Source organism: Cupriavidus oxalaticus (assembly GCF_004768545.1).
Taxonomy (GTDB): domain Bacteria; phylum Pseudomonadota; class Gammaproteobacteria; order Burkholderiales; family Burkholderiaceae; genus Cupriavidus; species Cupriavidus oxalaticus_A.
Genome location: NZ_CP038636.1, coordinates 632,306 through 657,738, shown reverse-complemented (window position 1 = coordinate 657,738; position 25,433 = coordinate 632,306). Strand labels below are relative to the sequence as shown.

21 protein-coding genes and 3 pseudogenes are annotated in these 25,433 nt (G+C 62.8%); 18 read left to right on the top strand and 6 right to left on the bottom strand.

What is annotated here, in order from left to right; all coding sequences use genetic code 11:
• Positions 1–17 precede the first annotated feature (17 nt).
• From E0W60_RS31130 to E0W60_RS31060, 14 genes are all read left to right on the top strand, one after another.
• Positions 18–1,934, top strand: coding sequence for an AI-2E family transporter (locus E0W60_RS31130; protein ID WP_135706723.1), 1,917 nt, complete (start codon positions 18–20; stop codon positions 1,932–1,934).
• Positions 1,935–2,226: 292 nt separating this feature from the next.
• Positions 2,227–2,394: a TetR family transcriptional regulator gene (locus tag E0W60_RS31125; RefSeq protein WP_240746020.1), complete on the top strand. Its 168-nt coding sequence runs from the start codon at positions 2,227–2,229 to the stop codon at positions 2,392–2,394.
• Between the two features lie 377 nt (positions 2,395–2,771).
• Positions 2,772–3,713, top strand: coding sequence for a phosphate acetyltransferase (locus tag E0W60_RS31120; RefSeq protein WP_135706721.1), 942 nt, complete (start codon positions 2,772–2,774; stop codon positions 3,711–3,713).
• Between the two features lie 4 nt (positions 3,714–3,717).
• On the top strand, positions 3,718–4,908 hold the full coding sequence (locus tag E0W60_RS31115) for an acetate/propionate family kinase (RefSeq protein WP_135706720.1): 1,191 nt from the start codon (positions 3,718–3,720) through the stop codon (positions 4,906–4,908).
• Positions 4,905–5,552, top strand: a complete 648-nt coding sequence (locus E0W60_RS31110; RefSeq protein ID WP_135707114.1) for a 3-oxoacid CoA-transferase subunit A — start codon at positions 4,905–4,907, stop codon at positions 5,550–5,552. Before E0W60_RS31115 ends, E0W60_RS31110 begins: the two co-directional genes overlap by 4 nt.
• Before the next feature lie 29 nt (positions 5,553–5,581).
• On the top strand, positions 5,582–6,247 hold the full coding sequence (locus E0W60_RS31105; protein WP_135707113.1) for a 3-oxoacid CoA-transferase subunit B: 666 nt from the start codon (positions 5,582–5,584) through the stop codon (positions 6,245–6,247).
• Between the two features lie 411 nt (positions 6,248–6,658).
• Complete coding sequence (gene fabI / locus E0W60_RS31100) at positions 6,659–7,417, top strand: enoyl-ACP reductase FabI (RefSeq protein ID WP_135707112.1); 759 nt, start codon at positions 6,659–6,661, stop codon at positions 7,415–7,417.
• Positions 7,418–7,600: 183 nt separating this feature from the next.
• Positions 7,601–9,919, top strand: a complete 2,319-nt coding sequence (locus tag E0W60_RS31095) for a DUF3141 domain-containing protein (protein WP_135706719.1) — start codon at positions 7,601–7,603, stop codon at positions 9,917–9,919.
• A 41-nt stretch (positions 9,920–9,960) separates the two neighbouring features.
• Positions 9,961–10,197 (top strand): RNA-binding protein, encoded by a 237-nt coding sequence (locus tag E0W60_RS31090; RefSeq protein WP_135706718.1) that lies wholly within the window; start codon positions 9,961–9,963, stop codon positions 10,195–10,197.
• Positions 10,198–10,467: 270 nt separating this feature from the next.
• A complete protein-coding gene (locus tag E0W60_RS31080) occupies positions 10,468–10,728 on the top strand; it encodes an RNA-binding protein (protein ID WP_135707111.1) in 261 nt (86 codons plus the stop codon).
• 47 nt (positions 10,729–10,775) lie between these two features.
• Positions 10,776–11,795: a hypothetical protein gene (locus tag E0W60_RS31075; protein WP_135706717.1), complete on the top strand. Its 1,020-nt coding sequence runs from the start codon at positions 10,776–10,778 to the stop codon at positions 11,793–11,795.
• A gap of 400 nt (positions 11,796–12,195) precedes the next feature.
• Complete coding sequence (locus tag E0W60_RS31070; protein WP_135707110.1) at positions 12,196–13,725, top strand: efflux transporter outer membrane subunit; 1,530 nt, start codon at positions 12,196–12,198, stop codon at positions 13,723–13,725.
• A complete protein-coding gene (locus E0W60_RS31065; protein ID WP_240746019.1) occupies positions 13,722–14,834 on the top strand; it encodes an efflux RND transporter periplasmic adaptor subunit in 1,113 nt (370 codons plus the stop codon). The genes E0W60_RS31070 and E0W60_RS31065 overlap by 4 nt, the downstream gene beginning before the upstream one ends.
• Positions 14,831–17,920, top strand: coding sequence for an efflux RND transporter permease subunit (locus E0W60_RS31060; protein ID WP_135706716.1), 3,090 nt, complete (start codon positions 14,831–14,833; stop codon positions 17,918–17,920). The genes E0W60_RS31065 and E0W60_RS31060 overlap by 4 nt, the downstream gene beginning before the upstream one ends.
• Positions 17,921–18,059: 139 nt before the next feature.
• Here E0W60_RS31060 and E0W60_RS31055 read toward each other — a convergent pair whose 3' ends face one another.
• The 4 genes and pseudogenes from E0W60_RS31055 to ppk2 form a co-directional block, all read right to left on the bottom strand.
• Positions 18,060–19,778 carry a SulP family inorganic anion transporter gene (locus tag E0W60_RS31055; protein WP_135706715.1) on the bottom strand — a complete coding sequence of 573 codons (1,719 nt, stop codon included), beginning with the start codon at positions 19,776–19,778 and terminating at the stop codon, positions 18,060–18,062.
• 41 nt (positions 19,779–19,819) lie between these two features.
• A complete protein-coding gene (locus tag E0W60_RS31050) occupies positions 19,820–20,404 on the bottom strand; it encodes an NAD-binding protein (RefSeq protein ID WP_240746018.1) in 585 nt (194 codons plus the stop codon).
• Positions 20,405–20,459: 55 nt separating this feature from the next.
• Positions 20,460–20,843: pseudogene (locus tag E0W60_RS31045) on the bottom strand (polyphosphate kinase 2); the annotation flags it as partial.
• 233 nt (positions 20,844–21,076) lie between these two features.
• The gene (gene ppk2 / locus E0W60_RS31040) at positions 21,077–21,844 is read right to left on the bottom strand and encodes a polyphosphate kinase 2 (protein ID WP_240746117.1); all 768 of its coding nucleotides are present in this window, start codon (positions 21,842–21,844) and stop codon (positions 21,077–21,079) included.
• 206 nt (positions 21,845–22,050) lie between these two features.
• On the opposite strand from ppk2, the pseudogene E0W60_RS37790 reads away from it, so the two are divergent.
• Positions 22,051–22,294 (top strand): annotated as a pseudogene (locus E0W60_RS37790) (H-NS family nucleoid-associated regulatory protein).
• Between the two features lie 143 nt (positions 22,295–22,437).
• Here the strand turns inward: E0W60_RS37790 and E0W60_RS31030 are convergent.
• Both E0W60_RS31030 and E0W60_RS31025 read right to left on the bottom strand, forming a co-directional pair.
• On the bottom strand, positions 22,438–22,752 hold the full coding sequence (locus E0W60_RS31030) for a hypothetical protein (RefSeq protein ID WP_135706713.1): 315 nt from the start codon (positions 22,750–22,752) through the stop codon (positions 22,438–22,440).
• Positions 22,753–23,002: 250 nt separating this feature from the next.
• Complete coding sequence (locus E0W60_RS31025) at positions 23,003–23,977, bottom strand: IS5 family transposase (protein WP_135706472.1); 975 nt, start codon at positions 23,975–23,977, stop codon at positions 23,003–23,005.
• Positions 23,978–24,057: 80 nt separating this feature from the next.
• On the opposite strand from E0W60_RS31025, the pseudogene E0W60_RS31020 reads away from it, so the two are divergent.
• From E0W60_RS31020 to E0W60_RS31010, 3 genes and pseudogenes are all read left to right on the top strand, one after another.
• Positions 24,058–24,309 (top strand): annotated as a pseudogene (locus E0W60_RS31020) (integrase core domain-containing protein); the annotation flags it as partial.
• A 158-nt stretch (positions 24,310–24,467) separates the two neighbouring features.
• A complete protein-coding gene (locus E0W60_RS31015; protein WP_205751672.1) occupies positions 24,468–24,959 on the top strand; it encodes a reverse transcriptase domain-containing protein in 492 nt (163 codons plus the stop codon).
• A gap of 175 nt (positions 24,960–25,134) precedes the next feature.
• Entirely contained in the window at positions 25,135–25,419 is a 285-nt protein-coding gene (locus E0W60_RS31010) for a hypothetical protein (RefSeq protein ID WP_135706712.1), read from the top strand.
• Positions 25,420–25,433 lie beyond the last annotated feature (14 nt).

Genomic DNA, 25,433 nt, shown 5'->3' with positions numbered 1-25,433 from the left:
TCGATAGGAACTAGCGCGTGCCCAATATCGCGAGAGATCAAGCGAGCGCCAATCAGCTGAACAAGATCGTTGGTACGGCAATCGTTCTGGCAATTCTGTACTTCGCTCGCGACGTGCTGATTCCAGTTACATTGGCCTTTATCCTCAGCATCTTCATCCAACCGCTCGTTCGCGGACTCCGCCGCATCGGCCTTGGCCAAGTAAGTTCAGTTGCCCTCGCTGCGCTGGTACTCGCAGTGGGTCTATCCTTCAGTGGCTTGATCATCGGCACGCAGCTCATTCGCCTAGGGAGCAGCTTGCCGCAGTATGAAGACACGATACGCAGCAAGCTCCGGACGCTTGACGAGGTTACCCTGGGCAAGCTGAGCGCGATCACGGATCAGGCCGGCCGCGTGATCGGCAAGCTCGGGAGCAACACACGGCAAGGTAGGACCCCCGCGCAGGATTTGCCGCAGCCAGAGGCGAATAATGTTACCCCGCCTATCCCGGTCGAGGTCCATCAACCTGAACCCCGCCCGATAGAGCTCCTCACGCGAATCGTGAATTCAATAGCACGCCCGCTTGGGACGGCCGGCGTGGTGTTTGTTGTGCTGATCTTCCTGTTGCTCGAACATGAGGCGCTTCGGGACCGGTTTATCCGGCTGGTGGGCGGCAGCAATCTTCGTGCTACGACAGCATTCGTCAACGACGCAGGCGAGCGCATCTCCCGCTTTTTCGTCTCGCAGCTCCTTGTCAACATCGCCGTGGGTGTAATGATCTGGGTGGGGCTTGCCATCGCCGGCTTGCCCCAGGCGCCGTTGTGGGGAGCGATGGCCGGACTCCTCCGCTTTGTGCCTTACGTCGGGGTCTGGATCGCAGCTTTCTTCGCTGTATTGCTGGCCACGGCCATCACGCCGGGCTGGACGTTGGCGCTCATCACACTCGCCCTGTTTTTTGCCATCGAGCTCCTTGTTTCCCAACTTCTTGAACCTCAACTGTATGGTCACGCCACGGGACTGTCACCGCTCTCGGTGGTGATTGCGGCCATCTTTTGGGGTTGGATCTGGGGGGCGGCCGGATTGGTCCTCTCAACGCCACTGACTTTGTGTCTGGTCGTGGCGGGTCGCTATATCCGGGCCCTCAGCTTTCTCGAGATCCTGTTGGGAGAAGTCCACGCCCTTACCCTGGCGGAGAATTTCTATCAGCGTGCCCTCTCGGGCGACGCACAGGAAATCTTGGCCAGCGCGAGGCGATTTCTTCGGAGCAAGCCCCTCAGCGCCTACTGTGACACCGTCCTGATACCGGCCTTGCATTTGGCCCATGCTGATTTCTCGCAAAGGGAGATTACCCGCACCGAACAACTCAAGGTGAATAGCGCAATCTCCTCGGTATTGGTCAGCCTCGAAAGCAAACGAAGCTGGTGGCGGCCCATTCCCCGAATCTCGGTTCTGGAGGGCACCACGGTCGCGCGGCGGCTGCGAGAGCAGCGAGAACGACAGATGGGGAGATGGCAGGGCCCCCTGGATGTGCCGGCGGGTACAGTCGTACTAGGCATCGGTGCGGGGTCGCTCATTGACGAGCTGGCCGCGGAAGTGCTGGTGCGTGTCCTGCGCGCACAGCACCTCGACGGGCGTCATCTCTCGCTTGAGGATCTGACGTCTGGGCCTCCAGTGCCCGAGAGTAAGCTCGAGGCGGTCGCGGTGGTTTGTCTGGTCAGCGTGGTCTCAGAACTGACGCAAGACGAGCCGCTGGCCGCTGCGATCGCAGGAATCCGCCGGCGCTTTCCCCATGCAAAGGTTCTTGTGCTGTGCGCGTCGAATCCCTTCGATCTGCATGAGAAGAGCCACCCTGTGGTAGCTGAAGCTGATTTTACGGTGCACTCATTTGGGGAAACCACAGAGAGCTGTACCTATCTGCTTCAGGGGCAGGTGTCGGCGACACCCAGACAGAATTAATTGCTTCATGGTGTCCTCCTGACGATTGCCCGGCGGGCAAATGTCCCGTCGTGGAAAGGAGTCTAGGAGGGGGATTCCAACCAACGACTGGCAGGTTGATGACAAATTTGTCATCGATTTTCAGTTTCCTGTGACCGCGCGGGTTAGACCAGGAAACGAGGCCCAACAGGCGACGACGCCCGCCCGTTGAATAATGCGAACCTGAAGCAAGAATCGGGCGGGCAGGTCACGAATGCGTTGGCGGCTTCTGAACAGTGCACTGAAGCTGGTAGCGAGCAAGGGGCACGCCGCCATGTCGGTCGATGACGTGATCCGGGAGGCGGATGTGTCACGCGGGACGTTTTGCAAGTACTTCGCGTCTCCGGATGTCCTTATCCGGGAATTGGCCACTGAAATTGCTAGCCAAATCGTCCGCATCGATGGCATTTCGGCACCGATCGAGGACCGCATCCGAGAATGACTGCCGCGCCGCTGCTATGACCGACTGGCTCGGGCGATAGCAGCACCCACTCAAGGGCAACCGCGCATTCCCTTTGACGTAGCGCAAGGTGGTTCGGCCCACGTGTGCCAGTCTTTTTCGAGTGGTGTCACGGAGCCCAGTTTGAACAGCACGCGGGCAGCACATGGAGTCGGGATGAGCCCCTCCCGCTTTCCCGGCTGCGGCTCGCGCATGAGCTGATTGAAGAGTACCGGGACCTACTCCCCGAACTACCACCCGACGCGGCGCGTCGTATCGGCGGCCAGCAAGATCATCGCGCTACGAACCGGAAAGGGCGGTCGAGCCTGAGCGGCCGGGAATGCTGCCGGCGGCGGCTTACTTGAGCAGGAGGAGTGCCAGTGAACACGAAGCACGAGAAGTACCAGCGGCTGATTGATTTCTGCAAGTCCATCCCGCCAACCCCGACGGCGGTGGTGCACCCGTGCGACAGGAGTTCGCTGGAAGGAGCGGTTGAGGCTGCGCAGTTGGGGTTAATCACCCCCATACTGGTCGGCCCCAGAGCTCGCATCGAGGAAACGGCCAGGGCCAACGGTATCATCGACATCAGCCCGTATACGATCGTCGACACGCCCTTCAGCCATGCGGCTGCCGCCGCTGCCGTGCAACTGGTGCGCCAAGGCAAGGCCGAGGCGCTGATGAAAGGCAGCCTGCATACGGATGAACTGATGGCGGAGGTGGTCAAGGGCGATGCCGGCTTGCGCACTTCCCGACGTGTCAGTCACTGCTTCGTGATGGACGTGCCGGACCATGAAGAGGCGCTGATCATCACGGATGCCGCCGTGAACATTGCCCCCACGCTCGCCGAGAAGGCGGACATCCTCCAGAACGCCATCGATTTGGCCCATGCGCTGCAGTTCAAGGAGGTAAGGGTGGCGATCCTCTCGGCGATGGAGACCGTCAATCCGAAGGTCCCGTCCACCATCGAAGCTGCGGCGCTGTGCAAGATGGTTGAACGTCACCAGATCACTGGTGCAATCGTCGACGGCCCGCTGGCCCTCGACAACGCCATCAACCTGGAGGCCGCCCGCATCAAGAAGATCGATTCGCCGGTTGCGGGCCGCGCCAACGTGCTGCTGGTGCCCGACCTTGAAGCAGGCAACATGCTCGCCAAGAGCCTGTCCTTTCTCGCCGGTGCTGATGCGGCCGGCATCGTGCTCGGCGCGCGAGTACCCATCATTCTCACCAGCAGGGCGGACTCCGTGTCGACCCGGCTGGCATCCTGCGCGGTTGCCGCGCTGGTGGCAAAGGCCCGCCGCGAGTCGGGCAAGGCACTGGGGTGATGCCATGGCCGACGTGATACTGGTACTCAATGCAGGCTCGTCGAGCATCAAGTTCAGCGCCTTCGGTGCCTACGGCGACGAACCGGATCTTTTGCTGCGCGGCAGTATCGAGGGCATCTACACGTCGCCAGCCTTTCGTGCCGCCAACGCGTCGGGCGCGGAGGTGGAGACGAAGCACTGGGGCGACGGCACGGAACTGGGACATGGCGGCGCCATCGCCTTTCTTGCGGAGTTCCTGCGCGGGCACGGCGAGGGTCACCATCTGGTCGCAGTGGGGCACCGGGTGGTGCACGGAGGCGTACAGTTCACGCAGGCGGTGAAGGCCACTCCCGAGGTCGTCGCTGCGCTGGACGCCCTGAGCCCCCTGGCCCCTTTGCACCAGCCGCACAACCTCAAGCCGATCCGGATTCTCGCGCAGCGACGCCCGGAGCTCCCGCAAATCGTCTGTTTCGACACGGCGTTTCACCGCGGCCAGCCGGAAGCGGCGCAGGCTTTCGCGCTACCTGCCTCGATCACGCAGCGCGGCGTGCGGCGCTACGGCTTTCACGGGCTTTCCTACGAGTACATTGCCAGCGTCCTGCCGGCTGTCGACGCTACCGCCGCCGCGGGTCGCACCGTGGTTGCGCATCTGGGCAATGGCAGCAGCATGTGCGCGCTCGTGGCCGGGCGGAGCGTTGCCAGCACAATGGGATTCACCGCGGTGGACGGGTTGCCCATGGGCACACGCTGCGGCAACCTGGATCCCGGTGTCATCCTGTACATGATGGATGAGCTCGGCATGGATGCGCGCGCAGTCGAAGACCTCATCTACCGCAAGTCCGGGCTGCTCGGCGTATCCGGCATTTCCAGCGACATGCGCACGCTGCTCGCCAGCCAGGATCCTCGCGCCCGCTTCGCCGTGGAGCTCTATACCTACCGGATCGGGCGTGAGCTTGGCTCGCTGGCGGCAGCGGCACAAGGGCTGGATGCGCTCGTATTTACCGCCGGCGTCGGCGAGCATGCCGCGCCGATTCGCGAGCAGGTTTGCCGGCAGGCGGACTGGCTTGGCATTGTGCTTGATGCCGGGGCGAACGCCAGGGGCGAGCCGAGAATCAGCACGCCATCGAGCAAGGTGCCAGTGTGGGTCATCCCGACGAACGAGGAACTGATGATCGCAAGGCACACCAGGTCGGTGATCGGAACGGAGGCGCTATGAAGATCATCTCACTCGAAGGTGCGGTCGCCTTGATCCCTGACGGCGCAACGGTCATGGTCGGCGGCTTCATGGGCGTCGGCACGCCGGAGCGTCTGATGAACGAACTCATGCGCCAGGGCAAGCGGGACCTCACGGTGATCGCCAACGATACCGCGGTGCCAGGCAGGGGCATAGGCAAGCTGGTTGCGGCGGGCGTCTTGCGCAAGGCGATCGTCAGTCACATCGGCCTCAATCCCGAAACCCAGCGCCAGATGATCGTGGGCGCGCTGGAGGTCGACCTGGTGCCGCAGGGGACCCTGATCGAACGCATCCGCGCGGCCGGTTGCGGGCTGGGCGGCATCCTGACGCAGACCGGCGTCGGGACGCTGGTCGAGGCAGGCAAGCGCAAGCTGGAGGTGGAGGGCGTCGAGTATCTGCTGGAGACACCGCTGCGCGCCGACTTTGCGCTGGTGGAGGCATTCCTGTCGGACTACCAGGGCAATCTGGTGTATGCGCTGACCGCGCGCAATTTCAACCCAGTCATCGCCATGGCGGCCGCGACGGTCATCGTGGATGCAGCCCACATCGTGCCGATCGGCATGATTCCGCCCGACCATGTGATGACGCCATCGGTCCTGGTGGATTACCTCATCGCGCATCAATGACGCCGGCAGGCGCAGGAACAGGAAAAGCCATGGACGCACAAACGGTGATAGCCAGGCGCGTGGCGCAAGAACTGCGCGACGGCATGTTGGTCAACCTCGGCGTAGGCATCCCCACGCTGGTGGCCAACTATGTGCCGCAAGGCATGCACATCTTTTTCCAGTCCGAGAACGGCCTGATTGGCACCGGCCCAATCCCGGAGGCCGGCATGGCCGAAGGCTTCCTGACCGACGCGGCGGGCCAACCGGTCACCGCGTTGCCCGGGGCCTGTACGTTCGACAGCGCCATGTCCTTTGGCCTGATCCGCGGGCATCACCTCGACATGACGGTGCTGGGCGCACTGGAGGTCGATGAGGCCGGGCACCTTGCAAACTGGACCATTCCCGGCAAGCTTGTGCCGGGAATGGGCGGGGCCATGGACCTGGTGGCTGGCGCCAGGCGCGTTGTGGTAGCCATGCAGCATTGCGCAAAGGGCAAGTCCAAGCTGGTCAGCCAATGCACTTTGCCGCTGACCGGGCTGCGGCCAGTGGACCTTGTCGTTACCGAACTGGCAGTGATTTCGTTCGCCACGGGCAAGGCGGTGTTAATTGAGACGGCGCCCGGCGTGTCGGTCGAGCAGGTACAAGAGGCGACTCAGGCCAGGCTTGTGGTGCCCGCGCGGGTGCCGGAGATGTTCTTCGATGGAGCAGCAATATGACAGCGGAAACACTGTGGCCGATCCTGCCGCTGGTCTCGCGCGGGGCCGCTTGCTGCGCCTCCGTTTCGCCCTCGCGCCCGTCGGCGAGGTAGAAGGCGAGCAGGTTCGCTCGGAACGACCCGGATCGCTGGCTTGCTGAGGCACCGCGCAAAGAGGGGTCCTGGTGGCCCACATGGCACTAGTGGCTGCGCGCGCACTCCGGCGCTCCGGCCAAGCCAGCGCTCATGGGCTTGCCAGCAGAACGGCCTCTCGACGACGCGCCGGGGCGCTACGTCCTGGAAAAGTGAGCGCTACGCGAACGCATTAACTACTGGAGATTCCGTCATGACCGATACCCCCATCCCGGCCGATCCGCACAAGGCGATCGATTCGCTGCCCACCGTCTGGGACCCGAACTCGCGCGTCGGCGACATGCTGAAAGGCAAGCGCGGCCTCGTGATCGGAGTCGCAAACGCCGATAGCATAGCGTACGGCTGCGCTGTCAAGCTGCGTGCCTTCGGCGCGGACGTCGCGCTGACCTACCTGAACGACAAGGCCAGGCAGTACGTCGCGCCGCTCGCCGAGCAGATCGACGCTTCGCTGCTGCTGCCGCTCGACGTCACCCAGCCCGGGCAGATGCAGTCGGTGTTCGAACGCATCCGCGCCGACTGGGGGCGGCTCGATTTCGTCATCCACTCGATTGCGTTCGCGCCGCGCGCCGACCTGCACGGCCGCGTCGTCGACTGCTCGCAGGCCGGATTCCTGCAGGCAATGCAGGTGTCCTGCCATTCCTTCCTTGAGATGGCGCGGCTCGCCGAGCCGCTGATGACTCAGGGCGGCACGCTCATCACCATGAGCTATTACGGCGCGGACAAGGTGGTGAACAACTACAACATGATGGGCCCGGTGAAGGCGGCGCTCGAGGCCTCGGTGCGCTATATGGCGAAGGAGCTCGGCGCGCAGGGCATCCGCGTATTCGCCGTTTCGCCCGGCCCGCTGCGCACCCGCGCTGCAAGCGGCATCGCTCAATTCGACGAGCTGATCGACATGGCGGTCACACGCTCCCCGGGCCAGCGCCTGGTCGACATCGCCGAGGTCGGCCGGGTGGTTGCCTTCCTCGCCGGCCCCGCTTCCTCCGGCATGACGGGCGACGTGGTCTACATCGACGCCGGCCTGCACAACATGGCTTGACCGCGGCGGCGCCGTGCTGACCCACGCAATTCCGAATGAGGCTGCGCAGCAGGGTTACGACTTGGCGATCGGATGCCACCAGGATGTGCGTGGTGCCGCGTCGCTCGGGAATGAACTGACGCGTTTTCGATACAAATGGTGCCGGGGCGAACCGTTTGCCGGCACCCAGGAAAGGAAGACCTGATGAGCAATACAGCCAGACAACTCTCCCAGAGCCACGATATCTCCGCGAAGGTCGCGCAGGTACTGCAGACGCGCACGAAGCTTGCGGTGGAGCGCTTCGGCGAGCGGGTACAGAAGGCCTGTGCGGGGCAACCCGCCGGGCTGATGGCGAGCCCCATGATGCCGTGGCAGATGTGGGCGGGCGGTGCGCAATACGCGGCGGACTTCGGCCAGCGCTCCATCCTGCTCTGGGACACGCTGCGCCAGCGCGGCAACAACTTCATCGAGCACGAGCAGCAAGGCTTGCCGCCGGTGCTGCACTTCGACTACGAGACGATCATGGACGGGCGTTCGCTGGAGCGTCCGGTCAACTACGCGCTGGTGCGCATCGTTCCGCCCGAGGGCACGACGATCGATCCCAGGCGCCGCCCCTACGTGATCATCGACCCGCGTGGTGGCCACGGACCGGGCATAGGCGGATTCAAAGACGATTCCCAGGTCGGCGTGGCATTGCGCGCAGGCCATCCGGTGTACTTCGTGATGTTCTTCCCCAATCCCGAACCGGGACAGACGCTGCCAGATGTGTGCAATGCCGAGCGCGAGTTCGTGCACCGCGTGCGCTCGCTGCACCCCGACGCCGAGAAGCCCGCGATCATCGGCAACTGTCAGGCCGGCTGGGCGGCGATGATGCTGGCGGCCTCCGACCCCGACGACATCGGCCCGGTGGTGATCGTCGGCGCGCCGATGTCCTACTGGGGCGGCGCCTGGCGCGAGGGCGAGGGCGACAATCCAATGCGCTATGCAGGGGGACTGCTCGGCGGCACCTGGCTCGCCTCCCTCACCTCCGACCTCGGCGCCGGGAAATTCGACGGCGCCTGGCTGGTGCAGAACTTCGAGAACCTCAACCCTGCGAACACCTTCTGGGACAAGTACTACCGGGTGTTTGCCAACGCCGACACCGAGCCGGCACGCTTCCTCGAGTTCGAACGCTGGTGGGGCGGCTATTACATCTTGAACGGCGAGGAGATCGAATGGATCACGCAGAACCTCTTCGTCGGCAACAAGCTGTGGTCTGGCACGGTGAAAGCCGGCCCGCGCGGCGCGCTCGACCTGCGCGAGATCAGGGCGCCCATCGTGCTGTTCGCCTCGCTGGGAGACAACATCACGCCGCCGCAACAGGCCTTCAACTGGGTCGCCGACGTCTATGGCAGCACGGACGAGATCAAGGCCAACGGGCAGGTGATCGTCGGTCTGATGCACGAGGAAGTCGGCCACCTCGGCATCTTCGTTTCCGGCCAGGTGGCGAGGAAGGAATACACCCAGATCGTCTCGGTTCTGAAGTCCATCGAGGCGCTGCCGCCCGGCCTGTACGGAATGCGGATCGCGGAGCAGAAGGAAGCCGGCGGCAAGCCGGCGTACGAGGTGAGCTTCGAGGAACTGCGCCTGGAGGACGTCGCCGCTCGCCTGAATCGTTTCAAGCGCGCCGATGAAAGGCCCTTCGAGGCGGTGAGCGTCGTCTCGGAATTCAACCAGTACGCGTACGAGCTCTTCGGGCGGCCATGGGTCAAGGCGCTGGCAAACGAGTACACCGCGAAGCTGGGGCGCATCTTCCACCCGATGCGCCTGCAACGCTGGGCGATCTCCGACCTCAACCCCTGGCTGTGGTGGCTGGGGCCGGCCGCCCAGGCCGTGAAGGCCCAGCGCCAGGCGCCGGGGGCCGAGCATCCGGCGCGAGGGATCGAGGAGATGGTGTCCGAGCTGACCAGCGCGTCGCTCGAATGCCACCGCGCCCTGCGCGATGCGCTGAGCGAGGCTGCCTTCTTCCTGATCTACGGCAACCTGTTCGCCTTCTACCTCGCCGACGGGCGCGAGGGCGAAACGGAGGCGCAGCAAGCGGCCCCACGCGAGCTCCCCTTCGTCAAGGAAGCGCTGGCTTCGATCGGGAGCGGCGGCTACGCGGAAGCACTCGCGCGGGTCGCCGTCCTGCTGGCGCGCAAGGGCGAGCCGCTCCCGCTCTCCCGCGTGCAGCTCGCGCAGGAGTTGATCGAAGACTATCGCGAGCTGCTGCCGGATCTGCCGCGCGACCAGGTGCGGCGCATCGGCGGCGAGCAGGCAATCATCGCGCGCTACGAGCCGGAAAAAGCAATCGAGACGCTGCCGCTACTGCTGGCCGAGCATGAGGACCGGGATCGGCTGCTCACGCTGCTGGAGCGCGTGCTCGCCGACGAGCGGGTGCAGGGCATCCAGCCCACGGCCGCGCAGAGGGCGATGCTCGCGCGCATCCGCGACGTGCTCGGCGAGGCGGGCGGCAGCGGGGCCCTGCGCGCGGTTGGTCGGTGACGGAGCGGTAATCGAGCGAAATGCCGGAAGGGTAGACGTCTATGCGAATCGTGATTCAAAACCTGCCCCACGACGTGTCGGAAGACGGAGTCCGTGAGGCCCTGAGTGCATACGCACCGGTCGAAAAAGTCACACTCATCGTGGAAGGCGACATGCCGACCGCGGTCATCGAGATGGAGATGACGCGCGCGGAGGCCACGGCGCTGGCCCGAAGAATCAGCGGGCATATCTATCACGGCCAGCGCCTGCAAGCTTGGGTGCCGCGGTGGAACGGGTAGCGGCGGCACTCTCGAACGGGCCCGGCGTTCAGCGGCCCACCGCTGAACGCCGGGTGACGAAACCATGGATTGCCGATGCTGGTGGCCGATCGCGATCACATCGCTGTCACCGATCTGGCGCTAAACGCTTACCAACAGGCATTGGAGCTCAAGCGACTGGTCTTGTTGAAGGGCGGGCATTTTGACCCATACCTGTCAGAACTGGCAACCGCTTCGCGGGAGGCGGCGTCAACACCATGGCGTAGCGCGCCCCGGCAGCAACTGAGGAGAGTGAATCATGTCCTTGCGTTATTGGAGAATATCGTGAGCGGCACGACCGATGACGAGATCAAGGCATTCCTGGTCAAGTACGGCCTCCCACCGTTCGACGAAATCGAGCATGTTCCGGGGGACGGGTCACGGCCAGCTGTGACGCTGACCTTCCATTCCCTCGATCCGGATTCCTTGCGCAAGCTTCAGCCGCGCATCCACAACATGTTCTGGAAAGGCCACAACCTCAGCGCGCTGGTCATGGCGGAGCGCTATAGCTGACCTCGCAGAGCAGGGCGACGCGTGTGAAGTGTGAAGGGAGCAGTTGCATGAGTATTCTGAACTGGCTGCGGCGGCGTGAGGCCGGGGCGCACCCGCATGACGAGCAAGAGATCGCCGGGTTGACGGAGCGCGTGCTCGGGTTCAGCCCGCGTCTGCGGCTGGTGCCGCGCTACCAGCAACGGCTCGGCCCCGCGGTCGGCATGGCGCTCGATTATGTGCGGGGCCTCGTAGCCGGCTTGCCGGCGCCGCGGGAAGCCAGCGCGGCAACGTGGGGAACCGATCCCTATATTCATGCTTTTTTTGGCACGGCGCATGACGTGGAGCTCGCCTTCAGCCGCTCATCGGACCTACGCGAGTTTTTCGATGCGTCCACTGGCGCGGACCACGCCTACGCCGTGCTGGGCATGACGATGACGGAGCGCCGTACCCTGGGCATTGCCCTCGAAGGGGATGTGATGCGTGCCGAGGTGCCACAGACCAGGGTCTGCTTCAGTGACCATGAGGTCCGGATTTGCGGCTCGACCGATGCGACGCTGCGCGAGGAGATCGTCCGGCGAATGCTGGATCAGCTGGCCCTTCAGAGCCTTGCCAATATTGCTGCCGACACATCGCGGCGCGATGTGCTGGAGCGGGAGCATGGTCTGCTGAAGGCGCGCTTGCGCCTGCTGGAACGGCAGAGCACCGGTTTGCGTTCGGTGATGGGCGGCGACGAGCAAGCGGACGCCGGGGAACGGGCCCGGCTGCGCGAGCAGATCGAACAGAACGACAGGGAACTGGGCGAACTGGGCGACAAGTCCGGCGCGCTTGACCGCCAGTTGGAAGGCATGGCGGCGGTGTTCAAGGATGCAAGGTCGTGCTTCTCCATTGAAAGCCGGCGCAGGCGGCTAAGCTTGATGAATGTGCTTTTGCCGGAGGGCAGCACCGTGCCCGGGCATGAACTGGAGTTGCTGACGGCGCGTGTTCCCGGCGATCCGCCGCTGGTCCGGACGTTCACGCTGGTGCGCTTCGCACGCGCAGCGATGTTGTCGCGCATGAGCCTGCTCGACGAGGCCGAGCGCTTGCTGTAGCGGGGAGCGGGAGAAGGTGGGTGTTTCTGGTGTGTTGAGGTCTCCAAACATGCCTGGGGAATGAATTCGAATCATTTGCGGAAATCCTGCCATTCCTGCGCAGGATTCCATGCCGGTGCCTAACGCTCAACGATAGACGTCTACCCTGGGCGAGGGGCCGCCGCATGGCCTTGGCCGCCCGAGCTTCACAGTGTCAGTCTCTGATCTGCGTCAAGCTTTTGGGCTACAGAATGATTAACGTGATTTCAGGCTGACAGGTAACCGCGGTCGCAGTGCCAGCCATAATCGTCTGCATAGGAGACCTGGCTTGGTGGACCGGCTGGCGTTGGGTCTGTGCCGCGAACCCGAATCACGCCGGCCTTCCATTGCACCAGTACCAACTCTGCTGGCCCCGCGCGCAATGCTGCCAACATCTACCATTTTTCATACGACGAGGCGTCCAACCCGCCCTGGTGACGTAACGGGTCGCTGCAGGGCGGTCGCGTTAACCGTGTCGCTGGCGGTTGTTCTGGCTGGTTGCGCAACACCGGTGATGCAACCCTCGATCGAGGTTCACGGAAGGTTCGCGGCCACGTCGGCATCTGTGGAGGAGCCCGAGGCCGCCTGGTGGGATAGCTATGGCGATCCGGTGCTGTCCGATCTGGTTCGTCGCGCGGCGCACGAAAACCGGCACATCCGGATCGCGGCGGAACGCGTTCGCGCCGCGCGAGCCGGAGAAACGATCAGCCGGTCGTGGCTCTTGCCGACCGTGATCGTTGTCGCCAACGGCTTCAATCACACGACGACCTACGATACTGCCCTGAAAAACTTCGTGCCCGAAGCGGCGAATACGCGGGCGGGACAGGTCGGTATCGCCGCCTCGTGGGAAGTCGACCTGTTCGGCCGCCTGCGGGCAGGTGCGAAGGCGGCTGCAGCCGATGCGGTCGCAGTCGAGAATACCGCGCGCGGCGTGCGCCTTCTCGTGTTGACTGATGTTGCAACGAACTACTTTACGCTCGTCGGGGCGTTGCGCCAGCTGGAGACCGTGCGCGCGATCTCGGCTGCGCAAGATGAGACGCTGCGCCTGGTGACCGCCCGTGAACGGGTCGGCCTCGCAACACCGTTCGATGTCGAGCGCGTGAAAACAGAAGCATCCAAGACGCACGCGGCGATACCGCCGCTCGAGACGCTTGCTGCGATCTCGCGCCATCATATTGCGGTGCTCGTGGGAGACCAGGCTTTCAACGCCGCGAGCATCACGCCATCTGGCGTCGAAGCCATCGTCCCGCCCGCGCATCCGGGGCAACCGGCCGCCCTGTTGCAGCGCAGACCGGACCTGCTCGTCGCAAGCGCGCAACTCGATGCGGCCAACGCGCGCAGGCAACAGGCGATGGCGGAATGGTTTCCGCGGCTCATTCTCGGTGCAGTGTTCGGCCGTGAGTCGATTGTCCTCAACGGCATTGCGCTCGGTCCTGCGCGATTCAGCAACGTAGCGGGCCTCATCGCAATGCCGATCTTCAATGCGGGGCGGACGCGCTCGATCAACGACATCGCCGAAAGCGGTCAGAAGGAAGCGGTGCTCCACTATGAGGACGCGATCGTGCGAGCGCTCGAAGACGTCGAGAACGCGCTGATCGCGCTCGACGACGAGCGCCAACGGGCGCAACTGCTGCACGACGCCGCGTCGACGGCGGAAGCGGCGCTGGGCCGCGCGCAATCCCTCTACGACCGCGGCCAGATCGATCTTCTGCCGCTGCTCGATGCTCAGCGGACACGGTTGGCCGTCCGTGCGATCGCCAACGACAGCAGCACGCAGTTGCTGCTCGCCAGCGTCCAGCTCTACAAGGCGCTCGGTGGAGGCTGGGAGGTTTTCGAGCCTGCGGCCGCGCCTGACGGCACGCCGGTTTCGGGCAATTCATCAAGTATGGATCGAGACAAGGGGCCATCGTGAAAACCTCCCGACGCGCGTTGTTCGCGGTGTTGCCGAGTGCCGCGATGCTGGTCGCATGCGGATCGAAGCCCGCCCCCGAGGCGCTTCGAGCGGTCCGCACTGCCGAGATCCGCTATGACGATAGCGCGGTGACGGACCGTTACGTCGGCACGGTGCAGCCGCGCCATGTAGTCAACGAGGCGTTCCGTGTCGGCGGCAAGGTCGTCAAGCGCAAGGTCGAGGTCGGTCAGAAGGTTCGCGAGGGCGATGTACTGGCAGTTCTTGACGACACCGACTATCAGCTTGCCGAGGAAGCGGCGCGACAGCAGCTCACCGCGGCCGTGTCACAGGCGAGGTTCGCCGAGTCTGATCGGCAGCGGCTCAATTCGCTCAAAACCGACGGCTCCGTCAGCGTCTCCGACGACGAGAAGGCGCAGACCGGCGCGCAGACAACCTCGGCGACGGCAGAAGCCGAGCGGAAGAAGCTCGAGCTCGCACGCAACCGGCTGAAGTACACGGTGCTGCGTGCGTCGCGGAGTGGCGTCGTCACCGCCGTGCGTTTCGAGGTGGGAGAAGTTGTCGCCGAAGGACAGACGATGGTATCGATCGCGAACGAGGGCGAGCCAGAAATAGTCGCCGATCTGCCGGAAGATCGTCTCGCAACGTTCAGGGCGGCGCGATACAAGGCGTGGCTCGCTAGCGCGCCCGAGCAAAGCTTCGAGGTCGAGTTGCGCGAACTCTCGCCACAGGCCGCGGCGCAAACCCGGACATACCGCGCCCGCCTGAAGCCGGCAGTACCCAGGCTGCTGCCGCTCGGCGCGACCGCTACGCTGCTGGTTGAACGTTCGGCTGGCGAGGTCCCGGCAGCAGTGATCCCCGCCTCGGCCATTACGCAGAACAAGGGGCAGCCCGCCGTCTGGGTGGTTCGTCGCGAGGGTTCCCGGCCAGTGGGCACGGTCGATCTGATCAGCGTTTCGGTGCACGGCTATCGCAATGACGATGTGCTCGTTTCCGGACCGCCCGCTGGCGAGCTAGTCGTTACTGCGGGAGTGCAGAAGATGGCCCCAGGCCTGAAGGTCGCGCTTGCAGGCGCGGCGGGCGCCTCGCAAACCGGGCAAGGTGTGCCATGAAGCCGTTCAATCTCACCGAATGGGCGCTGAGCCACCGCGCCATCGTGCTGTTCCTGATCCTCGTGGTTGGCATTGGCGGTTCGCTCAGCTTCGCAAAGCTCGGCCAGCTCGAGGATCCGAACTTCTCGGTACCGTCGATGACGGCGCTCGTGATCTGGCCCGGCGCCACTGCGCAACAGGTCCAGGACGAGGTGCTCAACCGCATGGAGAAGAAGTTCGAGCAGCTCGATCATTTCGAGAAAGTCGTGACCTATGCGCGCCAAGGCTACGGCGGCATGACGATCACTGTGAAGGGCGGCACGTCCCATGCAGACCAGCGCGAGGCCTGGTACCAGGCGCGCAAGAAGTTCACCGACATCAAGCTCGAGCTCCCTGACGGCGTCATCGGCCCGATCTTCAACGACGAATACGGCGACGTGACCGGCCTGCTCTATGCCGTCAAAGGAGACGGCATCAGTCAATGGGAGCTATCCGACGTATCGGAAAATATCAAGCGGCAGCTGCTCAAGGTGCCGATGGTGAAAAAGATCGACATCTATGGCAAGCAGGCCAAGAAGATTTACGTCGAATTCTCGAACGAGCGGCTCGCCGCGCTCGGGATTACGCCGCTGCAGATCGCTGAAAGCCTCAGAAGCCAAAACAGCGTATTGGCCAGCGGACAGATCGACACGCACGGCGATCGCGTGCTTGTGCGCGTGAGCGGCCAGTTCCATAACCTGGACGAAATCCGCAGCGTGCCGATCGCCGCCGGCGGACGGCTGCTCAAGCTCGGCGACTTCACATCGATCACACGAGGATACGAAGATCCTCCCATTTATACGGTACGCCATAACGGGCAGCAGGTGCTGATGCTCGGCATCACGATGACCGACGACGGCAACATTGTCGACCTCGGCAAGGCGATCGAGCAGGCAGTCGCAAAAGTACAGCTCGAGCTGCCCTATGGCGTTGAACTCGAACGGGTGGCCGATCAGCCGACCGTCGTCAGCGAATCGATCTGGGATTTCGAGCGCTCGCTGCTGGAAGCGCTGACCATCGTGCTCGCGGTCTGCCTCATCAGTCTCGGCTGGCGCACGGGAATCGTGGTCGGCATTTCAGTGCCGATCGTGCTCGGCGTCGTCGCCCTGGTCATGCGTGCAATGGGCTGGAATCTCGAGCGCGTCTCGCTCGGGTCCCTGATCATTGCCCTCGGGCTGCTGGTGGATGACGGCATTATCGCGGTCGAGATGATGGTTGTGAAAATGGAGGAAGGGTGGGACCGCGTGAAGGCGGCCGCCTACTCGTACACGGCGACTGCGATGCCGCGGCTGACTGGCGCGCTCATTACGGCTGGCGCCTTCATGCCGATCGGTTTCTCCCAGTCGACCACCGGCGAGTACGCGGGCGGCATTTTCTGGATCGTCGGCACCGCGGTGCTGTTCTCGTGGGTTGTGTCGGGGATCATCACGCCGTATCTGGCCGTCAACATGCTGCCGAAGGACCTCGGAAAGGAGCACCATGGCGGCGACCCGTATGACACGCCTTTCTACCGCAAGCTGCGAACATGGATCGACCTGGCTCTCGTGCGACGCTGGTGGGTCATCGGGGCGACGTTGACCGCGCTCGCCGCTGCGGTTGGCGCGAGCAGGTTCGTACCACAGCAGTTCTTCCCGAGCAGCGCGCGACCCGAGCTGATCGTCGAGCTGCGACTGAAGGAAGGCGCGTCGTTCGCCGCAACCACCGAACAGGTGAAGAAAATGGAGGCGGTGCTCAAGAAGGACCAGGACGTGCGTTTCTTCACGGCCTACACGGGGGCGGGGCAGCCACGCTTCTATCTCGCCCTCAATCCCGAACTGCCGAACCCGGGCTACGCTGTCTTCGTCGTGATGACGAAAGACACGAAGGCTCGTGAGCGCGTGCGCTCGCGCCTGATGGAAACCGTCAATGAGGAATTCCCGCAAGCGTGGGTTCGAGTCACCCGCCTCGAACTCGGCCCGCCGGTTGGGTTCCCGGTACAGTTCCGCGTCGTCGGTTCGGACACGCAGAAGGTCCGCGAAATCGCCCGCGAAGTCGAAAGAGTGGTGGCGTCGAGCCCCAAAGTGCGCGACGTCCAGCTCGACTGGAACGACCCGGTTCGCACGCTAAAGTTCGACCTCGACCAGGACAAGGCGCGCGCGCTCGGGCTGGCTCCGGCCGACGTCAGCTTCGTGACCCAAACATTCACGAACGGCGCAACGCTGTCCCACTTGCGCGAGGGGGAGGATCTGATTGAAATAGTCGCCCGTGCGGTGCTTTCCGAGCGGCTCGACCTCGGCGCGCTGAAGGACGTGAACCTTTATACCCGCGAGGTAACGGTGGTGCCGCTGTCGCAGGTCGCGCGCGTGCGGTACGAAGTTGAAGAGCCGGTGCTCTGGCGCCGCAACCGCGACATGGCGATCACCGTGCGCGCGGACGTCAAGGATGGTGAGCAGGGCGTGTCAGTGACCCAGGAAATCCGGCCGCTCCTGGAGGACATCGAGGCGAAGCTGCCCTTCGGTTACCGCATCGACGTCGGCGGCGCGGTCGAGGAAAGCGACAAGGCCAATCGCGCGCTGATGGCGGTATTTCCCTTGATGCTGGTCACCATCCTGACAATCCTGATGCTGCAGCTTCAGAGCTTCTCGCGCATGACGATGGTCTTCCTCACCGCCCCGCTGGGGCTCATCGGCGTCGTCGCGGCGCTGCTCATTTTCCAGGCGCCGCTCGGGTTCGTCGCCATTCTTGGCATTACCGCGTTGAGCGGGATGATCATGCGAAACTCAGTGATTCTTGTCGACCAGGTGCAGGCGGAAATCGCGCAAGGGCGGGACACCTGGACGGCGGTCGTCGATGCCGCCGTGCATCGCACGCGTCCGGTGGCGCTGACTGCGGCGGCCACGGTCCTCGCCATGATTCCGCTGACCCGAAGCATATTTTGGGCGCCTATGGCCATCGCCATCATGGGCGGCCTTACCGTTGCGACCTTGCTGACCATTTTCTTCATGCCGGCTCTGTATGCGGCGTGGTTCAAGGTTCGACGCACGACCGAATCGCAATCGCGAAATTCGTCGCCGTCCAATCCTTCCTGAACGGTGGCCGCGCGAACGGAAGACGCGATGCCCAAATCGCGCGCGCCGCTGTCGAGACGTTCAAGTCCCCTCTGCTGTGGCTGCGGCATTGCGGTCTGGAATGCTGAACGAGCAGCCGGCCGGCTTGCTCGACGCACAGCTACCCGAGTGGCCCCTGGCGATCGAGTGATCGCCGCGCCTGCCATGCCGCCACCACGCGATCGAGGTTGAAGTACATCCGGTCGCGCCCGAGGGCGTCGCCGAGCGGCGAACGCTGCACCATCGCCAGTACGCCCGGGTTGAGACCAACGAGCCAGAGCTCGATATCCTGCTTGCGCAGTTCCTTTTCCGCTTCCGTCAGCATCTTCAGCGCCGTGTACTCGAGATCGGACACGGCGCGCAAATGGAGCGCGACGATTTGCGGCTGATATTGGTTGATCAGCGTGCGAATCTTATGCCCGACGCGTTCGGCGTTCGCAAAGAATATTGGACCCTCCGGCCGCAACAACAGGAGGCCGGAAAAAGCTTCGTCGTCGGGGTGCTCAGCGGACACAGGGCGGAACACGTTCGTACCCGGCTTGCGGCGCAAGACATGCACCGGTGGATCGGATGTATGGTAAGCAAGCGCCAGAAACGAGACGACAATGGCGGTCAGTATGCCCGGCAGCGTTCCAAACAGCACAACGCCGAAGACCGCAATCACGGCCCAGAGAAACTCCGTGCGCCGCACAGCGGCAATCGCGCGAAATTTCGATGGCTCGATCAGGCCGATCGAATAGACGATGACAACTGCCGCCATTGTGGCTTGCGGCATGAGTCCAATGAAAGGCCCAAGCAGCAGCATCGTGCCTAGCGTGACGGCAGCCGTGACCAGCTCGGAAAGCTGGCTGCGGGCACCGACAAGCCGGTTGACGGCTGTCTGCGTCGTTCCTCCGCCGGCCGGCATCGAGCCCAACAGCGCGCCGCCCGCATTAGCCAGCCCGATCGCCAGCAACTCCCGACTGGCATTTGGCACGGGTTCCCCGTGCTCAACGAACGCTCGCCCCGATGCGACGGTTTCGGTAAAGCTCATCAGAGCAATGCCCGCAGCAGCCGGCCCGAGTGATGCGAGAAGAGAAAGTTCCGGGATGGCGACGGAAGGCAAGCCTGGCGGCACATGGCCGACAATGTCGACCCCGTGAGATTGCAGATGGAGCAGGCTTACGGCGCCGATCCCGCCCGCCACTGCTAACAGCGGGGCGGGAGCTCGTGGAAAGAAATGTTCGATTGCCACCAGAGCACCTGCTGTCATCACTGCCACAGCGACCGTCGCTGCGCTTGCGTGTGGAATACCCGTGACGATCGCCAGCATGTTTTGGAAAAACGACCCTTTTGGGAAGTGAATGCCGAGCAGCTTCGGCAACTGATCCAGCACGATAACAACCGCGAGACCAGCCTTGAACCCCGTCAACACTGGATCGGAAATGAAGCTGGCAACGAAACCCAACCGCAGGAGCCCTGCGAGCGTGAGGATTGCACCGACCATCAATGTCAATGTTGCAGAGGCTCTTAGCAGGTCAGCTGGGCCCGCGCCCGGGACCGCCCTGGCCAGGGCGGCTGCGGTGAGGATCGCAATCGTTGCGGTGGTGCTCACGCTGAGCGGGCGCGATGTGCCGAGGAAGGCGTAGATCACCATCGGAACGAAGGCCGTGTACAACCCGACTTGCACGGGCAGCCCAGCGACAGTCGCGTAGGCCATGGCTTTCGGAAGGACGACCGCCGCAGCAGAGACACCGGCGACGATATCGGGCTTGATCCACGTCTTCCGATAATCGCGGATCCATTCGGGCAGCGGAACGCGAAAGCCACCGGTGGAACGTGTTGATGACTCTTGTCCCATGGTCGCGCGGATCTAGAAAAGTCGCCTTGTCGTACCGGTCTCTAGATTGCGCTGCAATCACCGGGCTTCATTTGCGTTGCGCCTCGTGGTGGGCATCGATCTGCACAACCATGGCGCGCGCGACGATGTCGTTCTGGTCGATCACGGTCGACGCGCCTGCCCTTTGCAGCAACATCCTGCGCAAATCGTTCTCGCCTGATACCCACGATCTTGAGGTCCGGACTGAGCGTGTGCGCCACCAGCGTGATTTCCAGATTGCTGGTGGGATCGGAACCCGTCAGGAAGAGCGCATGGGCGTTATCCAGTCTGGCACGTTCGAGTACGTCGTCGAACGAATTCTGATCGCCGAGCATGACCATGTATCCGAGTCGGGACGCCTTATCGGCCTGCTTCGCGTCGGGATCGAGAACTAGCACGGTCGATCCCGCATCTCGGAGGCGGGCGGCGACCATCTGGCCAACCGCGCCAAACGGGCAAACCGCGACATGGTTGCCCAGCGTTTCCAGCGTGCGTTCCATGACCTTGTTCTCCCAATTAATCATCACGTCGTCGCCCGACAGCATCGCCGTTAGCTGGCGCAACGCGTAGCCCGCGACCACCATCGTGCCGCTAATGGCGACCAGCATGAAAACCTTCTGAGACGTTCAACAGTCCTCATTGCCTGTCAGTTGCAATGCGACTTCAGAACTTCTCGGGCACGTACCTGAAATGGTGATCCGGTTCACGATAGCCTTCGGGTTTCTGTCGTTGGGGCAACGAAATCTTCTTGCGCGGCAAAGCCTCGTACGGAATCTTGGCGAGGAGATGGCTGATTACGTTGAGCCGCGTGCGCCTTTTGTTATCAGCCTTAGCGATATACCAGGGCGAGTACTCTGGGTCGGTCATGGTGAACATCGCGTCTCGCGCGCGGGAGTAGTCATTCCAGCGGCGATAGGATTCGAGATCCATCGGGGAAAGTTTCCAGATCTTGCGCTCATCGCGAATCCGGGCTTCCAGCCTGCGCGTCTGCTCTTCACGACTGACTTCCAGCCAGTACTTGATGAGGATAAGCCCAGAGTCGCTGATAAGCCAGTGCCTTCGGGATGACCACGGACGCAGCCGTCAGTCCTGCGACAACATCCGCTGTTGCCCATTCGCGCCGATTGTCATGCAGCCAGCCGGGCACAGGAAGTCTCACCGCGCCAGATGCCGGGCGACGGGCGCAAAGCGCGCTCGCAAATTTTTCGGGGCGCCGGAACGACGGTGTCTGCCACGTTCCATGGCTGGGATTTCCCCCCAAATAGGGCTTCGCTGGCGGCTTAGTACTTCTCGGAAACGTACTTGTACGGATAGTCCGGCTCGACGTAGCCTTCCGGCTTTTGCCGCTTCGGCAGCGCCACAGTCTTGCGCGGCATGGCCTGGTAGGGGATCCTGCCGAGCAGGTCGCTGATGAGATTGAGGCGGGCTCTCTGCTTGTCGTCCGACCGGATCACATACCACGGCGCAATGACGGTGTCGGTGGCGCGGAACATGGCATCGCGGGCGCGTGAGTAGTCATACCAGCGGCTGTAAGACTTCAGGTCCATGCCGGACAGCTTCCAGGTCTTGCGACCATCATTGATGCGCGCCTCGAGCCTGCGGGTCTGCTCTTCCGGGGTGACTTCCAGCCAGTACTTGAGCAGTATGATCCCGGAGTGGACCGCCGCCTGCTCGACTAGTGGCACGGCCACGAGGAACTCCTGCACCTCTTCTTCCGTGCAGAACCCCATGACTCGCTCGACGCCTGCACGGTTGTACCAGCTGCGGTCAAAGATCACGACTTCTCCGGCAGCGGGCAGATAAGGAACGTAGCGCTGTATATACATTTGCGATTTCTCCCGCTCGGTGGGGGCGGGGAGTGCGATCACACGGAACACGCGCGGACTCACGCGTTCAGTCATTGCCTTGATCGTGCCGCCTTTTCCGGCACCGTCACGGCCCTCGAAGACGATGCAGATCTTGGCGCCGGATTGCACCACCCACTCCTGCAGCCTGACCAGCTCGACGTGCAAGGGGAAAAGGGCCTTTCTGTACTCTTTGGACGACATGGACGTTTTTTGGTCGTCATGCCCGGATTTTTCGTTATGACGACTGGCCTTGCCCTTTTCCTTGCCCATGCTCGTCTCCCTGCGATGCGCATTTGCCAACAGTCCTGTGTGAAGTGCCGCTTACAGTTTGGTCGCAGGGGCAGGCAGAGTCAAATGGCTGTCATACAATCAAACAGCTATGCTGCCGCAGCGCAGGATTAGCACCAATGACAGAAATCAATGAGCGGGCGGCGGCGATTCGTTGGATCCAGGCGGAGATGGCCGACTACGGGCTGACCATGGAGGAACTGGCAGCGGCGGGGTGCTTCGATCCGCCACCCCCGCCACCGCCCGTGGTCTGCTACCGCAACGCCGCGGGGCAGAGTTGGGACGGGCAGGGCGACAATGCCCGACTGGCTGCGGCGGGCGGTCAATGCGGGGCAGAGTGTGGAGTTTTTCCGGGCCGGCTAAACCAAGCCCAGTTGCTGCGAGCGATGAATTTTCTTTTCAATCATAGACTTGCAGGAGAATGTGACGGATTTTTTTCGATTCCCGGTCAACCCTCGAGTAGACCCATATCGCCGGCGGTAGCGGCCTTGCCGACGGAGCGATGGTCAGTCGAGGGACGCCTGATGTCGAAGCACGTCGCGAGCAATGGAAAGCATTCTGTCCGCCGGTATCGACAGCGCAAAATCCAGCCAATGGATCACGTTGTAGTAGTGCTGATCGGTGCCGTCAATATATGCGAGCAAAATCCTCGACAGGCGTTCGCTGTTGCAGGCGCAGGCACATTTGAGTGAAATGGTTTTGCGCACTTGGTCGTGCTCGGATCGCAGCAAACTTAAAATCAACTTGTCGGATAGTTGCCGGAACTCGTCGTCCGGGACCGCCGCCACCAGCTGGGACAGCAGTCCTGCAGGCATCTCCATGGCCAGCAATTCATGCAACCTAGAGCGCCCTAACGCCGGCGCGCGTCAAGGTAGATGTCGCCTCATTCATGCAGCCAAACGCTGGTTTTCGGCGCCTGGCTTAAGGCTATGCTGAACAAGCCGCGTGAATTGGTGCGTTCAGACTGATAAGAACGTGTGCGGGCGAAAAACTCGGCTCTGATGACGAGAATTTTCCTACCGCATCCCCAAATGGGGCGTGTTGGCGGAGCACTTGCCCCACATTCGCCCTTTACGGACGGACTGCTCCCATCAAATGCCCTCGGCTGAGGTACAGATTGGCCAGCGCCAGGGCCGTGAAGGCCCGGCCCGCATTCTTCTTCAAGCCACGGTAGCGTACTTTGGTGAAGCCCCACAGGCGTTTGACTACGGCGAAGACATGCTCGACCCGAGCACGGATCTTCGATTTGTTGCGGTTCTTCCCACGTTGCACTTCGTCAATCTGCCCGTTCTTGCGGGTACGCTGATTGGTGAAGTCCTTGGCGCGGGGCGCCTTGGACGCGATCAGCGCCTGCTGACTGGCGTAGGCGCTATCGCCATAGACTCGCTGCTCCTGCCCATGTAATAGCCGGGGCAGCGCATGTTTGTCGTGGACATTAGCCGGCGTCACGACTGCCGAATGGGCCAACCCACTCTGGCTGTCCACGCCGATGTGCAGCTTCATTCCAAAAAACCACTGCTGTCCTTTCCGGGTCTGATGCATCTCGGGGTCGCGTGCCTTCTCCTTGTTCTTCGTCGAGCTGGGTGCGCCGATGATCGTGGCATCCACAATGGTGCCGGTCTTCAGCTTCACGCCACTTGCCTGCAGGACTCGGCCAACCTCAGCAAACAGCCTCTCGGCAAGCTGGTGCTTCTCCAGCAGGCGGCGAAACTTCAGCAGCGTGGTGGCATCCGGCACCGGTTCACGACCCAAGTCAATCCCGACGAAGCGGCGCAGGCTGGCGCTGTCATATAGCGCCTCCTCGCAGGCCAGATCCGCCAAGTTGAACCAGTGCTGCAAAAAGTGGATGCGCAGCATCCGTTCCAGGCCAATAGGCGGCCGGCCGTTGCCCGCCTTCGGATAGTACGGCTCGATCACGGCGCACAATGCTGCCCACGGCACGATCGTCTCCATCGTCGCCAGAAAGGCCTCGCGTCGCGTTGGCTTGCGGTATTGCTCGAATCCTGCCCCTTGATCTGCACCCGCCGCCAACGTCATCTGCTTCATGTTCATCTCTTCGCGCTCGTGATTCTTCAGATAACGCTTACTCTCACGAACTGGAGGACTTAATCAGCATTGCCCTAGCGCAGTTCGGCATGCTGGCTTCGATGTCACGCAAGGGAAATTGCTACGACAATGCGCCCATGGAAAGCTTCTGGGGCAGCCTGAAAGCAGAGTTGGTGTGCCACCATCGGTATGCCACCCGGCTGGAAGCCATGGCCTCTGTCCGTGAGTACATTGAGATTTTTTACAATCGCCAACGGCGCCATTCGAAGTTGGGGTACCGAACGCCAGGCGAAGTCGCTGCAAGCTACCTCAGTCGACTAGCTGCAGCATGAACCAGACGTGTCCGCGCTGGACAGAACACCTCATACCGATGCGGGGCACAGGGGCGGAGACGTCCGTAGTAGGGCTGAAGGTCCTGTAATGGGGCTGGACCGAAGGGGCGTCATCGTCTGGCTTTGTGCTGCGGGCAACCCGCAAGGGGAGGACCCGCATGGATAAAGCAAAACCGTTTTGTATTTCCAAACGTGAGGTGTGGGAAGCATATCAGCAGGTGAAGGCCAACCGTGGGGCGGCGGGCGTGGATGGGCAGTCGATGAAGGAATTCGAGGCGGATTTGAAGAACAATCTGTATCGGATCTGGAATCGGATGTCCTCCGGCAGCTACATGCCGCCGCCGGTGCTGCGGGTTGACATACCCAAAGCGGGAGGTGCGGGAACGAGGCCGTTGGGAATCCCAACGATCTCCGATCGCATCGCCCAGACGGTGGTCAAACGATATCTGGAGCCGCTTGTGGAACCGGTGTTTCACAGCGACTCATATGGGTATCGCCCCGGACGATCGGCGCATCAAGCGCTGAGCGTCACCCGGCAGCGATGCTGGGAGTACGAGTGGGTGCTCGACCTCGATATCAAGAATTTCTTCGGTAGTATCGATTGGGAACTCATGAGGCCTGCGACCAAGATAGGGGGCGTGCCGGGATAAAGCCGGAAATGACACATATGCCAAGAAGTAATAAAGAACCCGGCCTTTATGCCTTTGGCCTGACCTAGAGACGTCGGCTGGGTCGGTTTTCGGCCGGCCGACAGCGTCGCGCAGTAGCTTGCGAACCCCTGTCTAGAGGCTGTCGGGTAAGAGACCGCCACGGCGGCTTGCAGCCTTGAAGCAATGGCATCGCGACCAGAGCTTCCCCGCCCCGACCAAGGCGCTGCTCTTGCGCAACGTGGTCCGCGGCATCGGGTCCAGCGCGTCAAAACCGCTGCGACTCGTCCGTTGGGATCAGGTCGTGTACTGGCTCGATGCGACCAGTGAGACGGCGCGCGCGGAGCGTTTCGCCATCGCGCTCAGAGAGGGCATCACCTGCTGTTTCCCACAGACGAAGAGCGACCGCCACTACCTGACTGTGCGGCTTCAAATCGAATCGGCGCGCCGGCCGGTTCCCTGACTCCAACCCAGCGT

Bases quoted from the DNA above. Each gene is read 5' to 3' on its own strand.
- fabI (WP_135707112.1), top strand. From the start codon at position 6,659: ATGCTGAAAGGCAAGCGCGGCCTCGTGATCGGAGTCGCAAACGCCGAT.
- E0W60_RS31030 (WP_135706713.1), bottom strand. From the start codon at position 22,752: ATGGAGATGCCTGCAGGACTGCTGTCCCAGCTGGTGGCGGCGGTCCCG.
- E0W60_RS31110 (WP_135707114.1), top strand. From the start codon at position 4,905: ATGAAGATCATCTCACTCGAAGGTGCGGTCGCCTTGATCCCTGACGGC.
- E0W60_RS31090 (WP_135706718.1), top strand. From the start codon at position 9,961: ATGCGAATCGTGATTCAAAACCTGCCCCACGACGTGTCGGAAGACGGA.
- E0W60_RS31095 (WP_135706719.1), top strand. From the start codon at position 7,601: ATGAGCAATACAGCCAGACAACTCTCCCAGAGCCACGATATCTCCGCG.
- E0W60_RS31125 (WP_240746020.1), top strand. From the start codon at position 2,227: ATGTCGGTCGATGACGTGATCCGGGAGGCGGATGTGTCACGCGGGACG.
- E0W60_RS31070 (WP_135707110.1), top strand. From the start codon at position 12,196: ATGCTGCCAACATCTACCATTTTTCATACGACGAGGCGTCCAACCCGC.
- E0W60_RS31050 (WP_240746018.1), bottom strand. From the start codon at position 20,404: ATGCTGGTCGCCATTAGCGGCACGATGGTGGTCGCGGGCTACGCGTTG.
- ppk2 (WP_240746117.1), bottom strand. From the start codon at position 21,844: ATGTCGTCCAAAGAGTACAGAAAGGCCCTTTTCCCCTTGCACGTCGAG.
- E0W60_RS31075 (WP_135706717.1), top strand. From the start codon at position 10,776: ATGAGTATTCTGAACTGGCTGCGGCGGCGTGAGGCCGGGGCGCACCCG.
- E0W60_RS31060 (WP_135706716.1), top strand. From the start codon at position 14,831: ATGAAGCCGTTCAATCTCACCGAATGGGCGCTGAGCCACCGCGCCATC.
- E0W60_RS31055 (WP_135706715.1), bottom strand. From the start codon at position 19,778: ATGGGACAAGAGTCATCAACACGTTCCACCGGTGGCTTTCGCGTTCCG.
- E0W60_RS31105 (WP_135707113.1), top strand. From the start codon at position 5,582: ATGGACGCACAAACGGTGATAGCCAGGCGCGTGGCGCAAGAACTGCGC.
- E0W60_RS31115 (WP_135706720.1), top strand. From the start codon at position 3,718: ATGGCCGACGTGATACTGGTACTCAATGCAGGCTCGTCGAGCATCAAG.
- E0W60_RS31025 (WP_135706472.1), bottom strand. From the start codon at position 23,977: ATGAAGCAGATGACGTTGGCGGCGGGTGCAGATCAAGGGGCAGGATTC.
- E0W60_RS31015 (WP_205751672.1), top strand. From the start codon at position 24,468: ATGGATAAAGCAAAACCGTTTTGTATTTCCAAACGTGAGGTGTGGGAA.